We start from the raw sequence: 12797 nt of genomic DNA on the forward strand, positions 1-12797 counted from the left end.
ATTAGTTTACTTGTTTTTTAAAGAACGTCGCAGAAAGCTCTTTGGTATTTCCAACATTGTCCGAGACTACAATTTTAAAGATATGTTTGCTACCAACCAATTTTTTATCATTAAAATTATAGGTTAAAATCCCTTTTTTATGGTTGTATTCCATTAATACCCATTGTCCATCGATAGTTGCTCTAAAATTTTTAATTCCAGAACCAGCATCAGCAATTTTTACTTTTAATGTTTTATGACTAGAAATCCATTGTTTGTCTTTAAAATACAGTAAACGAATGGTAGGTTTTTTAGTATCGGAAAGTAACTTATATTTTCCTAAAGTTTTTGTAGTGGTGTAAAAAGTGCTATCCTTTTTTCTGGTATACTGGTATCTTGGGTATTTCGCATACTGCACATTTGCAATGTATAAATGCTTTTTTTCTTCTTCTGAATATTTAGAAACGTTAAAAGTTAATGTAAAGTTTTTATTTAAAGGAATTGTTGGGTTATGTATATTTGCAATGCCCTTATCAACCTTAAAATCTAAATAAACATCCTTGTAAAAAGTGTTTTTGGGAAAAGCGATAGTAACATAATCTTGTGTAAATTTTTGAAATTTCTTCGCCACAATTTTATAAGCAGTTGTGTCTTTTTGTTTTTTAAATATGGTGTTGTTTTCTTTTCCAACCACAGGTATTTTTACAGAACTTTTATTTCCATTAAAATCTCTTGCGATAATTTCGATGGTATAATTTAGCCCTTTTTCGATTTTAATTTTACCATTATTTTGCAAATCTTTGTAAATAGTTAATTTATTTTCCTTAACTCTATACGTTTTTTGAACTCTACTTTTGTAGTTCTTATAATATTCATAATCAATTAATAAGTTAATGTATTTACTTTCTGCAAAAGAAAATGTTTCCACATCATGATAATAGAATCGTTTGCCATTTACCAACATTTCTAAACTATAAATTCCGTTTTTGTTGTTTGCTTTATTCAATCGATCAAAAACATTAATTCCAAAACCAATAGTTCCACTTGCGAAGATTCTACTCCCTACATATTTTCCTTTTCCAACATTTTTAACGGAAACTTTATAACGATTGTATTGTTGGTTTATTCGAGCATCAAAACTTAAAGGATATACTAAAAGAGATTGAATTGTTGGCGGTTTTGTGTCTGCAGAAGTAATACCAAAAAACATCGGGTTTATAATGTTTTCGGTTTTTGTATCCCGAATTTCAAAATGCAAGTGTGGACCACCAGAACCACCAGTATCTCCAGAAAAAGCAACCAGTTCTCCCTTTTTAACTGAAAATTTACCTTTTTTTAAAAAAATATTTCCTGTTTGGTAATTCTGTTTTTTATATTGAATGGATTTTACGTATTCTTCAATTTTATTAGCATATTTACTTAAATGTGCATACACAGTTGTATAACCATTTGGGTGCGTAATATAGAGTGCTTTTCCAAACCCGAACTGCGCTACCTTTATTCGAGAAATATAACCATCTGCAGCAGCAAAAACTTTTAAACCTTCTTTTCCTTGTGTTTTAATATCTACTCCAGAGTGAAAGTGATTGCTACGAAGTTCACCAAAAGTACCTGCGAGAACTGTAGGGATTTCTAAAGGATTTCTAAAGTAATTTTTTGGGTATTTTTTTTGAGAAAAACAGGTAATCGTAGTCGTAAATAGAAATATGATAAGAAATTGCTTCAAAAGACTAATTTTTTGTGTAAAAATAGTAAAAATTTGACTCTAATTAAACCGCTAAATATCAATCGATTATTAATATGTCAATTAAATGTTGGAAAATTTAAAACAGATTGCTAACTTTGTAAGTATAGTTTTATTCTAATAATTTGTATGAGTAATACCTTAGAAGCAATTCATTTACTGGAAGATAAGTTACAAAGCTTACTTTCTAATTATGAGTTTTTAAAAAAAGAAAACGAAATATTGCTTCAAAGTACTACAAAATTGCAACAAGAATTGTTAGAAAAACAACAAGAATTGGCAAGTCAAAAAAAACAATACGATTTGTTAAAAATTGCAAAAACTATAGATGGCAGTAGTGAAGATACAAGAGATACAAAACTCAAAATAAATGCATTAATTAGAGAGATTGATAAATGCATTATTCAGTTACAAGAATAAAGTTCTTTAAATTGTGGGAAAATTAAGAATTAACATTGTTATTGCAGGTAGAACATATCCTTTAAGTGTAAACAACACCAAAGAGGAAGAAGGTATGCGTAAAGCAGCCAATGCAATTAATAGTTTAATTTCTAAATACGAGCAAAATTATGCAGTTAGCGATAAACAAGACGTTTTAGCAATGTGTGCATTACAATTTGCTTCTAAATTAGAAATTTCTTCCTTAAATAAAGAACAAAGTAATGCTGAAACAATACATAAAATAAAAGAGTTAACACAATTAGTGGATACTCATTTAAAATAAGTTCTTTAAAATACATTAACAACACACTGCCTACGTTAGTAAATTGTTTATTAAACTCAACACGATTCAATTATGAAGGATGAGTCTTAACTGTAAAAGCACGCCACTATTGCTGAACTTGTTTCAGTTCTCAGGTGGATTCTTGATCAGTTAGTTAGTCCTATACATACCATAATGGAGTTTAAAAAACCCAACTAATGTAGGCTTTTTTTATATACTAAACTTAAAATATGGACGGAATGTTACTTCCCATTATTGTGGGAATCATAGGAATTGCAATAGGTTTTATCGTTGCAAAATCAATAGAGAAATCTAAAGGCAAAAAGTTATTAAATGCAACTAGAAAAGAAGCAAACTCTATTCTTAAAGAAGCCAAAGTAGATGCAGAATCGATAAAAAAAGAAAAGATTTTACAGGCGAAAGAAAAATTTATTGAACTTAAATCCGAGCACGAAAAGGTAATATTATCAAGAGAAAAGAAAATTTCTGATGTAGAAAAGCGAATTAGAGATAGAGAATCGCAAGTAGCCTCTGAAGTCGATAAAAATAAAAAACTAAATCGCTCTTTAGAACAAAAAGTAAAAGATTACGATTTTAAACTAGACTTTTTAGAGAAAAAAGAAGAAGATTTAAGTAAAATGCACAAACGACATATAGATATGTTGGAGCAAATTTCTGGATTATCTGCAGATGAAGCTAAAAAAGAATTGGTTTCTTCTTTAAAAGATGAAGCCAAAACAGAAGCTATGGCTTTTATACAAACGTCTATCGAAGAAGCAAAATTAACAGCAGAACAAGAAGCAAGAAAAGTTGTTTTAGGAACCATACAAAGAGTAGGAGTAGAGCAAGCTGTAGAAAATTGTGTTTCTGTTTTTAACTTAGAGTCAGACGATGTTAAAGGAAGAATTATTGGTAGAGAAGGTAGAAATATTAGAGCCATTGAAGCTGCAACTGGTGTAGAAATTATTGTAGATGATACTCCAGATGCCATTATACTTTCTTGTTTTGATCCAATTCGTAGAGAAATAGCTCGTTTATCTTTACATAAATTAGTTACAGATGGTAGAATTCATCCAGCGAGAATCGAAGAAGTTGTTGGAAAAACAGAAAAGCAAATTACCCAAGAAATTATAGAAGTTGGTAAAAGAACGGTTATCGATTTAGGAATTCATGGTTTACATCCTGAATTGGTAAAAGCTGTGGGTAGAATGAAGTACAGATCTTCTTATGGACAAAATTTACTACAGCATTCACGTGAAGTTGCAAACCTATGTGGAATTATGGCTGCAGAAATGGGCTTAAACTCTAAAGTAGCAAAACGTGCAGGTTTATTGCATGATATTGGTAAAGTACCAAATGAAGAAAGCGAACTACCACACGCATTACTAGGAATGCAATGGGCAGAGAAATATGGCGAAAAGCCAGACGTTTGTAATGCAATTGGAGCACACCATGACGAAATTGAAATGAAGAGTTTAATCTCTCCAATCGTGCAAGTTTGTGATGCTATTTCTGGAGCAAGACCAGGAGCAAGACGTCAAGTTTTAGATTCTTACATTCAACGTTTAAAAGATTTAGAAGATATTGCATTTGGTTTTACAGGCGTACAAAAAGCTTATGCTATACAAGCAGGTCGTGAATTACGAGTTATGGTAGAAAGCACAAAAGTAAACGACACCAAAGCATCTGAATTATCATTTAACATTTCTCAGAAAATACAAAATGATATGACCTATCCTGGACAAGTAAAAGTTACAGTTATTCGAGAAACGAGGGCTGTGAATGTTGCGAGATAGTAATTGTAAACTTATTAATAAACGCAAATAAAAAAAAATCTGCTTCTTGCAGATTTTTTTTATTTTCTTGGATGATATTTTTCCAAAACTTCTTGCAAGTAAGTTTTATCTACATGAACATACACTTCTGTTGTAGTAATGCTTTGGTGCCCTAACATTTGTTGAATCGACCTTAAATCTGCACCTCTTTTTAATAAATGGGTTGCAAAAGAATGACGTAAAGTATGTGGACTAATTTTTTTCTTCAAATCGATTTTAATTGCTAAATCTTTAATTATCATAAAAACCATTTGTCGAGACAATCCACTTCCTCTTCTGTTTAGAAATAGTGTGTCTTCGAATCCTTTTTTTGGTTTTATGTGATTTCTAATTTGATTCATATAAATAGTAATATACTTTTTAGCAGTGTTGTGAACAGGAATATATCTTTGTTTGTTGCCTTTTCCTAAAACACGAATAAAACCTTCTTCAAAAAATAAATCAGAAATTTTTAAGGTTATTAACTCTCCAACACGTAAACCACAACTGTACATTGTTTCTAAAATAGTTCTGTTTCTTTCTCCTTGAGGATGACTTAAATCGACTGCCAAAATTAATTGGTTTATTTGCGCTTCTGAAAGCGTATCTGGTAATTTTCTTCCAGTTTTAGGTGTTTCTATTAAATCTGTTGGATTCGTTTTTCTGTAATCTTCAAAAACCATATAATCGAAAAAGCTGCGCAAACCCGATATTATTCTTGCTTGACTTCGAGGATTTATGCTTTTGGCAATCTCATATACGAACTGCTTTACTACAGATGCATCAATATTTGTAGGAGAAACTTTAATTTCGTTAGTATCGAGAAATAAAGCTAGTTTTTCTAAATCCCGAGAATAACTTTCTATGGTGTTTTTAGAAAGTCCACGTTCGATTTTTAAAAATAACTGATAATCTTTAATTGCGTGTTGCCATTTCATAAATAAATGTACTTATTAAAGTTAGTTTTTTTTTAAAACTTTTAACATAATATTGTTATTAATAATAACCTTGCCAATTAACAGAAAATTAACTTTTTGTAAATCGCTTATAAAACTTTATATCTTTAATTTTACAAACTTAAAATTTATAAATATAAAATTATGAAAAAAGTAGTATTTATTGCAATTTTAGCAATTGCAAGTTTAGGAAAAATGAATGCACAAAATGGTGTGTTAAACGCAGGTGTAAACGTTGGTTTACCAACAGGAGATGCAAGTGATGCTTCAAGTTTTACACTAGGTGCAGAAGTTAATTATATGTTTACAGTCGCAGATGGGTTTACTGCTGGACCTTCAGTTTCGTATTCTAATTTTTTCGGAAAAAAAGTTGCAGGAACTAAAGTGCCTAACGTTTCTTTTTTACCAGTAGCTGGTGCTGCAAGGTACAATGTTGCTGAAGATTTTGTTGCTGGTGTAGATTTAGGATATGCAATTGGTATTAACCCAAAAAATAATGATGGAGGTTTTTACTACAGACCTATGTTAGGGTATAAAATTGCAGATAATACACAGTTAAATGTTTCTTACTCAGGAGTTAGTAGAGATGGTGGGTCTATATCAAACGTTAGTGTAGGTATAATGTTTGGAATATAATAGAAAAAATATATTATAAAAAACGGAAGCAATTTTTGCTTCCGTTTTTTTTTATTTTTATTTTGAAGTAAAGAGGAAGAAAGCGTATTTTATTATGGTAATTTTAATGCAGAAATGGTATAACATGTTAATTATTTAGTTTTTTATTTTTCAATAAAATATATTTGCATTAAATTTAATTAAACAAAATATGAAAGCATTATTTTTTATTACAGTTATTTCTCTTCTAGGACTTGGAGAGATTCATGCACAAAATAAAATTTCTTATGGTGCAGTTGCTGGATATCACAATTTAATAGGTAAAGTAAAAGTTTCCGAAAACAACAAAAGTAATAAAGTTTCTACTGGAGTAAGTGGCTTGTATGCTGGTTTCTTTTTGGAATATCAACTATCAGAAAAGTTTAGTTTTCAACCAGAAGTTCATTTTGCCCAAACTTATAAGGATGGTAAAAGTAGTAATGAATTAATTTTTCCGATGTTTGTTAAGTATTATGTAGATAGTAAACTTAGCCTTCAAGCAGGAGCAACTTTCGATTTAATTTTAGACAAAACAGAAGGTGCAAATGTTTTTGGATTTGGTGCTGGTTTTGGTTTGGCTTATGATATAACAGATAAATTATTTGCGAGTTCTAGATATACATTTGGTTTAAGTAATCGATTAAAAGATGCTCCAGTTGGTCGAACCATAAAATTTGATATTTTTCAAATAGGTCTTGGATACAGATTTTAATAATTAAGTTACAAATTAATTACAAGAGGCTGTCTTAAAAGTAAATTTAGCTGTCATTTTTAGCGAAGTCGTAAAATATCAAAATTTAATAAATAAGATTTCTTCATTACAGTCTAAATGACAAATTTTAATACTTTTAAGACAGCCTCTTTTTATTTTATAAAGTATTTTAGCAAAATGAAAATTATAATTATAAATGGCCCAAATTTAAACCTATTAGGAAAAAGAGAGCCAGAAATTTATGGTTCTGCTTCTTTTGAAGATTATTTTAGAGATTTACAGCTAAAATATAAAACTGCAGAGCTGTCTTATTTTCAATCGAATGTAGAAGGAGAAATAATAGACAAATTACACGAAGTTGGTTTCGATTATGATGGAATTATTTTAAATGCAGCTGCTTACACACATACTTCTGTTGGTATTGGAGATGCTGTAAAAGGCATTATTACTCCTGTTGTGGAAGTTCATATTTCTAATATCCACGCTCGCGAAGATTTTAGACACAAGAGCTTTATTGCTCCAAATGCAAAAGGAGTAATTTTTGGGTTTGGTTTAAAAGGTTATAATTTAGCAATACAGAGTTTTTTATAAATATAAAACCATTTTAATATCTGCACGTTTACAATGCATCTTTTTTTCTAAAATTGATAAAATGAACTATATTTGTTAAAATTTTAAACTAATTAATGGAGCGAGATAAATGGCTTTTTGAAATTTCCCCCAAAAACAATTTATTCGACTTAAATTTAAAAGAAGTTTGGCAATATAGAGATTTACTAATTCTTTTTGTAAAAAGAGATGTAGTTACTTTGTACAAACAAACCATTTTGGGGCCTTTGTGGTATTTAATTCAGCCTTTATTTACATCAGTAATATTTACTTTAGTTTTTAATAATATTGCAGGAATTTCCACAGGAGATGTTCCCCCTTTTTTATTCAATTTAGCAGGAGTTACCATTTGGAATTATTTTAAAGAGTGCTTAACAGCAACATCCGATACTTTTAAAAAAAACGAAGCCATTTTCGGTAAAGTTTATTTTCCCAGGGTAATCATGCCCATGTCTATCGTAATTTCTAATTTGTTAAAATTTGGAATTCAAATTTTTATATTTATTTGCTTTTACATTTATTATGCATTAACTGGTTATGAAATTATGCCAAATATGTATTTATTATTTTTTCCATTACTAATTATTGCAATGGGAATGATGGGCTTAGGATTGGGAATGATCATTTCTTCCATGGTTACAAAATATAGAGATTTAACTTTTTTAGTTGCTTTTGGAGTGCAACTGTTAATGTATTTATCTGCAGTAATGTATCCTTTAGATTTAATGCGAGAAAAGTTAATAAGTGTAGAAAAAGGTACAGATTATTCTTGGGTGGTAGATTTTAATCCAATAGCTCATCTTATAGAATTTGGTAGATACATGCTTTTAAATGATGGAAATTATTCCGTTTTTGGAATAATGTATACAGCTATATTTACGATTGCAATATTTTTCTTAGGATTGTTGATTTTTAATAAAACCGAAAAAACTTTTATAGATACGATTTAGATATGAAAGAAGATATTATTTTAAAGGTCGAAAATCTATCGAAACAATATCGTTTAGGAACTATTGGTACAGGAACTATTAGTCACGATTTTAATCGTTTTTTAGCGAGAATTAGAGGAAAAGAAGACCCTTATTTAAAAATAGGAGAGTCTAATAATAGAGCTTCCAAAGGAAACTCAGAATATGTTTGGGCATTAAAAGATATTAATTTTGAAGTAAAAAGAGGAGAGGTTTTAGGGATTATTGGTAAAAATGGTGCTGGAAAATCGACCTTATTAAAAATACTTTCTAAAGTAACAGGACCTACAGAAGGCTCTATAAAATCGAAAGGAAGAATCGCTTCTTTATTAGAAGTAGGTACTGGTTTTCACCCAGAAATGACAGGGAAAGAAAATATTTTTTTGAATGGTGCTATTCTTGGAATGACCAAAAAAGAAATAGAATCTAAATTAGATGAAATAATTTCTTTTTCTGGTTGTGAACGCTATATAGATACACCTGTAAAAAGGTATTCTAGTGGGATGAAGGTTCGTTTAGCTTTTGCAGTTGCAGCTCATTTAGAACCAGATATTTTGGTGGTAGATGAAGTTTTGGCTGTTGGAGATATTGAGTTTCAAAAGAAAGCAATTGGTAAAATGCAAGATATTTCTAAGAGTGATGGACGGACGGTTTTGTTTGTGAGCCATAATATGGCAGCTGTAAAAAGTTTGTGTAAAAGAGGTGTAGTTTTAGAAAAAGGAAAATCTATTTTTTTAGGAGATGTGGATGCTGCTGTAGATTTCTATTTAAAAAATGCTAAAAGCACCAAAAAGTATAATATAGAAGCTACAGATAAAGAAAATTATATTTCTAAAGTATATGTCTCAGATATTCAAAATAAGGTAGTTGTAAATTCAATAGATAAAACACAAGAGTATTATTTAAATTTTGAATTAAATATTAAAGACCCAAAAGGTTTAAAATTTGGAACTACATTAATTTCAATAATGAATGAACCCATTATTTCTTTTCCTTATGAGAATCAGTTTACAAAAAAGGGAAAACATCATTTAAAAATAAAATTACCAACATCAATTTTAAAAGGAGGAGAATATTTTATAGAAGCCGCCTTATGGAATTCTGGTGAAGTTTTTGATAATTCTGAAGAATATATAGTTGTAGAAATAATTGGAACTTCAAAACTAGAGAAAACAGGGGAAAGTATTAAAGGATATGTTCTAAATAACGAGAAATGGATAGAAAGAAGTATTTAGTTGTTGGAGCTGGTTTTAGTGGAGCTGTAATTGCAAGAAAGTTGGCTGAAAATGGTAAAAACGTTTTAGTAATCGATAAACGTAGTCATATAGCAGGAAATTGTTATACAAAAAGAGATGCAAACACAAATGTAATGGTTCATAAATATGGTCCACATATTTTTAATACTAATAATAAAGAAGTTTGGGAATATGTAAATTCATATGGTAAATTGAAGCCTTTTAAAAATAAAGTAATTGCAAATACAGAAAAAGGTGTTTTTTCTATGCCAATGAATTTATTAACTATAAATCAGTTTTTTAAAACAAAATTAAAACCATCTGAAGTAGAAAGTTTTTTAAAACAAAAACAAAAAAAAAAAGAAAATCCAAAAGATTTCGAAGAACAAGCTTTGGCTTTTTTGGGAGAAGAATTATATTATAATTTCTTTTATGGTTATACAAAAAAACAATGGGGCTGTGAACCTAAAGAGTTACCAGCTTCAATCTTAAAAAGATTACCCATAAGATTTAATTATGATGATAATTATTACAACTCTAAATACCAAGGTATTCCAGAAAATGGATATACAGAAATAATTGAAAATATTTTGAAGCATAAAAATATTACAATTGAACTTGGTATAGTTTATAATAAAAGTGATAATAAATCTTACGAACATGTATTTTATACAGGAGCAATAGATTCTTATTTAGATTATAAATTTGGAAGATTGGGTTACAGAACTGTTTTTTTTAAAGAAGAAATTCATGATGGTGACTTTCAAGGAAATGCAGTTATAAATTATTGTGAGGAAGATATTCCATTTACAAGAGTTCACGAACACAAACATTTTGCACCTTGGGAAAATCATGAAAAAACTATTGTTCTAACTGAATTTAGTAAAGAAACAGTAGATAAAGATGAACCTTATTACCCGAAAAGATTAAAACCAGATATTGCTAAATTAAATAGTTATGTAACTTATGCAGAGAGTTTAGAAGAAAATGTATCTTTTGTAGGAAGATTAGCAACTTACAGATATTTAGATATGGAAAAAGTAATTAAAGAAGCATTAGATTATGCAACTTATTTTTTAGAAAATAAAAAAGAGAACACAATTTTCAAAGGAGCTATTTTTTCAAACAAAATTTAATGATAAAAGATAAGATTTTAGTTTATAGTGATTATATAATTCATGAAAATTCTGGTGGACCACCTGGATATTTATACAAATGTGTTTTAGACAATCATCCTAAAGAAATTGTTTTATTAGATGATGCACTTAAAATTAATAAAATAAAATTTAAAGTTAAATTAAGGCATAAATTATTTAAACTTTTGGGTTTTTTTAGTAAAAAATTAACCAATAAAAATACATCTAAATTTATCTATTCAAATAGTCTTAATTATAAATTCATATATTTTCACGATGTTTTTACTCTTTATAATGTGCTTCATCTAATAAAAAAAGAACAAATTATAATTTTACAAAGTCATTCACCACAATTGCCATCCGAAGAAAAATTTGACTTTAGTAAAAATCAAAAAGAATTGATTCATAGTAAATTAATTGAAAAATTAGCCTTTGAAAGGGCAAATGTACTTGTTTTTCCCAATAAAGAATGTGTAATTACCTACAAATCATTAATATTGAAAAAACATACTATTAAATATTTATTAACAGGTATAAAAAAAATAGAATCAAGTGTTTTTTATCCAATTAAAAAAAACAAAATAAATCTATTATATATAGGCAGAAGAAACGATATTAAAGGATTTAATTTTTTAATAAAAACATTTAAAGAAGTAACTGCTACAAGAGACGATTTATGCTTGTTTATAGCAGGTAGTGGTGCATTAATTAATGGAAAAAATATATACGATTTAGGTTTAATAACTACACCTTATAACTGGATAAATAGCGTAGATTTTGTTTTTTCATTAAATGAAAAAAGTTATTTTGATTTAAATGTTATAGAAACTATTTGTTTAGGTACTCCATTAATTATGACAACTACAGAAGGTCATAATTTCTTTAAAAATACAAGAGGTATTATTGATGTAACAAATAAAAATTTAGTAGATGTTTTATTAAGTAAAAATCTAATTAATAAAAAATACAAAATTGAAAATAAAAAAGCAATTCTTTCTTTGTATAACCATTTTTTTACAGAATCAATATTCAAAGAAAACTTACAAACTATCTGTAGAGAAATCATTCAGCAGTTCAATTAATAATATATTCAATTAAACTTCAATGAACATTTACAATAAAAATATTGTATTAATTATTAAAAGTCCTGTCTTAGGAGGTGCCGAAAGACAAGCTATTGGTTTTGCTGATTACGCTAAAAATAATTTTAATTGTAAAGTAACTTTTATAGCAACTCATTCTCAAAAGATGTCTGTAGAGTTCGAATCTTTTTTAAATAAAATAGGTGAATTTCGTGTAGATTATTATGGTAAACCTTGTTTAAAATTTAATAAAACATGGTCAATCAATAATCTAAAAAATGGTATTAAAACCTTTTTATATTTAATAAAAATGGTTTTTAAAATTAGGAAAATAAGACCTTATTTAATAATTCCTTTTTTAAATCCCCCCTCTAAACTAGCAGTATTAATTTATAAATTTACTGGAGCAAAATATACTTTTTGGCATCAATTGGGATTAGATTATTTGACAGGTGATTATTTAGAACAAATTGCAATTAAAAAAACACCTCTTTTCATAGCAAATGCTGAAAGTGGTTTAGATTCTATTTTAGAAAAATATGTAATACCCCAAAAAAAACTAATATGCTTGCCACAGTATGTTTCCATTAAAAGAGAAAACTTAAATAAGAATAGTATTAAAGAAGAATTTAAAATCGATAAAAAAGATATTGTTATCGGTATGATTTCTCATTATAGATTAGAAAAATTACAACACATTTTATTGGAAGTTTTTTCTAATATTTACCTTAAATATAATATACATTTAGTACTCTTAGGAGATCATTCGAATAGTAAAGAATCAGAGAGAAAATTTCTAGCTTTGAAAAAAAAAGTAAAACGCTTAAATTTGAATAATAAAATAAGTCTATTAACTAATGTACCTGTAGAAAAAATATTAAATATATTAGATATAGGTGTTTTATTATCTACTTTCGAAGGTACTCCTAATGCGATTTTAGAGTATATGCTATATGGCTTACCTGTAGTAAGTACAAATCATATAGGTTGTAAAAGGTTATTAATTAATGAAGATTTATTGATTAATAATAATATTGAAGAATTACAAATTATACTTGAAAAGTTAATTAAAGATACTGATTATAGAAAAGAAGTTGGTGATTTTAATGTAAATGAAATAAATAAATATTCTAAAGAAAAATATTTTAAGAAGCTGTTAGATGTTTTAATTAAAAACAATTAAT

At 28.0% G+C, this 12797-nt stretch carries 13 protein-coding genes and 1 other RNA gene; 12 read left to right on the top strand and 2 right to left on the bottom strand.

Features of this window, described 5'->3' with window-relative positions; all coding sequences use genetic code 11:
* Window position 1: 1 nt before the first annotated feature.
* Window positions 2–1705, bottom strand: coding sequence for a M23 family metallopeptidase (locus J3359_RS01795; protein WP_208079046.1), 1704 nt, complete (start codon window positions 1703–1705; stop codon window positions 2–4).
* A 147-nt stretch (window positions 1706–1852) separates the two neighbouring features.
* On the opposite strand from J3359_RS01795, the gene J3359_RS01800 reads away from it, so the two are divergent.
* The 4 genes from J3359_RS01800 to rny all read left to right on the top strand — a co-directional run bounded on the left by J3359_RS01800 (window position 1853) and on the right by rny (window position 4243).
* Entirely contained in the window at window positions 1853–2143 is a 291-nt protein-coding gene (locus J3359_RS01800; protein ID WP_208079047.1) for a coiled-coil domain-containing protein, read from the top strand.
* Window positions 2144–2153: 10 nt separating this feature from the next.
* Complete coding sequence (locus J3359_RS01805; RefSeq protein WP_208080391.1) at window positions 2154–2447, top strand: cell division protein ZapA; 294 nt, start codon at window positions 2154–2156, stop codon at window positions 2445–2447.
* Window positions 2448–2501: 54 nt separating this feature from the next.
* Window positions 2502–2630: non-coding RNA, 6S RNA (gene ssrS, locus J3359_RS01810), on the top strand.
* A 47-nt stretch (window positions 2631–2677) separates the two neighbouring features.
* Window positions 2678–4243 carry a ribonuclease Y gene (gene rny / locus J3359_RS01815; RefSeq protein ID WP_208079048.1) on the top strand — a complete coding sequence of 522 codons (1566 nt, stop codon included), beginning with the start codon at window positions 2678–2680 and terminating at the stop codon, window positions 4241–4243.
* Window positions 4244–4302: 59 nt separating this feature from the next.
* Here rny and xerD read toward each other — a convergent pair whose 3' ends face one another.
* Window positions 4303–5199: a site-specific tyrosine recombinase XerD gene (gene xerD / locus J3359_RS01820; RefSeq protein ID WP_208079049.1), complete on the bottom strand. Its 897-nt coding sequence runs from the start codon at window positions 5197–5199 to the stop codon at window positions 4303–4305.
* A gap of 162 nt (window positions 5200–5361) precedes the next feature.
* On the opposite strand from xerD, the gene J3359_RS01825 reads away from it, so the two are divergent.
* The 8 genes from J3359_RS01825 (at window position 5362) to J3359_RS01860 (ending at window position 12796) form a co-directional block, all read left to right on the top strand.
* Window positions 5362–5853, top strand: a complete 492-nt coding sequence (locus tag J3359_RS01825; RefSeq protein WP_208079050.1) for a transporter — start codon at window positions 5362–5364, stop codon at window positions 5851–5853.
* A gap of 190 nt (window positions 5854–6043) precedes the next feature.
* Entirely contained in the window at window positions 6044–6583 is a 540-nt protein-coding gene (locus tag J3359_RS01830; protein ID WP_208079051.1) for an outer membrane beta-barrel protein, read from the top strand.
* A gap of 177 nt (window positions 6584–6760) precedes the next feature.
* The gene (aroQ, locus tag J3359_RS01835; protein ID WP_208079052.1) at window positions 6761–7174 is read left to right on the top strand and encodes a type II 3-dehydroquinate dehydratase; all 414 of its coding nucleotides are present in this window, start codon (window positions 6761–6763) and stop codon (window positions 7172–7174) included.
* Between the two features lie 95 nt (window positions 7175–7269).
* The gene (locus tag J3359_RS01840) at window positions 7270–8142 is read left to right on the top strand and encodes an ABC transporter permease (protein ID WP_208079053.1); all 873 of its coding nucleotides are present in this window, start codon (window positions 7270–7272) and stop codon (window positions 8140–8142) included.
* A 2-nt stretch (window positions 8143–8144) separates the two neighbouring features.
* Entirely contained in the window at window positions 8145–9395 is a 1251-nt protein-coding gene (locus J3359_RS01845) for an ABC transporter ATP-binding protein (RefSeq protein ID WP_208079054.1), read from the top strand.
* Entirely contained in the window at window positions 9374–10531 is a 1158-nt protein-coding gene (gene glf / locus J3359_RS01850; RefSeq protein ID WP_208079055.1) for a UDP-galactopyranose mutase, read from the top strand. The genes J3359_RS01845 and glf overlap by 22 nt, the downstream gene beginning before the upstream one ends.
* The gene (locus tag J3359_RS01855) at window positions 10531–11613 is read left to right on the top strand and encodes a glycosyltransferase (RefSeq protein ID WP_208079056.1); all 1083 of its coding nucleotides are present in this window, start codon (window positions 10531–10533) and stop codon (window positions 11611–11613) included. Before glf ends, J3359_RS01855 begins: the two co-directional genes overlap by 1 nt.
* Before the next feature lie 22 nt (window positions 11614–11635).
* Window positions 11636–12796: a glycosyltransferase gene (locus J3359_RS01860; RefSeq protein WP_208079057.1), complete on the top strand. Its 1161-nt coding sequence runs from the start codon at window positions 11636–11638 to the stop codon at window positions 12794–12796.
* Window position 12797: the final 1 nt, after the last annotated feature.

Origin of the sequence: Polaribacter cellanae, from assembly GCF_017569185.1 — a bacterium.
GTDB classification, from domain to species: Bacteria; Bacteroidota; Bacteroidia; order Flavobacteriales; family Flavobacteriaceae; genus Polaribacter; species Polaribacter cellanae.

Bases quoted from the DNA above. Each gene is read 5' to 3' on its own strand.
- J3359_RS01800 (WP_208079047.1), top strand. From the start codon at position 1,853: ATGAGTAATACCTTAGAAGCAATTCATTTACTGGAAGATAAGTTACAA.
- rny (WP_208079048.1), top strand. From the start codon at position 2,678: ATGGACGGAATGTTACTTCCCATTATTGTGGGAATCATAGGAATTGCA.
- xerD (WP_208079049.1), bottom strand. From the start codon at position 5,199: ATGAAATGGCAACACGCAATTAAAGATTATCAGTTATTTTTAAAAATC.
- J3359_RS01825 (WP_208079050.1), top strand. From the start codon at position 5,362: ATGAAAAAAGTAGTATTTATTGCAATTTTAGCAATTGCAAGTTTAGGA.
- J3359_RS01830 (WP_208079051.1), top strand. From the start codon at position 6,044: ATGAAAGCATTATTTTTTATTACAGTTATTTCTCTTCTAGGACTTGGA.
- aroQ (WP_208079052.1), top strand. From the start codon at position 6,761: ATGAAAATTATAATTATAAATGGCCCAAATTTAAACCTATTAGGAAAA.
- J3359_RS01840 (WP_208079053.1), top strand. From the start codon at position 7,270: ATGGAGCGAGATAAATGGCTTTTTGAAATTTCCCCCAAAAACAATTTA.
- J3359_RS01845 (WP_208079054.1), top strand. From the start codon at position 8,145: ATGAAAGAAGATATTATTTTAAAGGTCGAAAATCTATCGAAACAATAT.
- glf (WP_208079055.1), top strand. From the start codon at position 9,374: ATGGATAGAAAGAAGTATTTAGTTGTTGGAGCTGGTTTTAGTGGAGCT.
- J3359_RS01855 (WP_208079056.1), top strand. From the start codon at position 10,531: ATGATAAAAGATAAGATTTTAGTTTATAGTGATTATATAATTCATGAA.
- J3359_RS01860 (WP_208079057.1), top strand. From the start codon at position 11,636: ATGAACATTTACAATAAAAATATTGTATTAATTATTAAAAGTCCTGTC.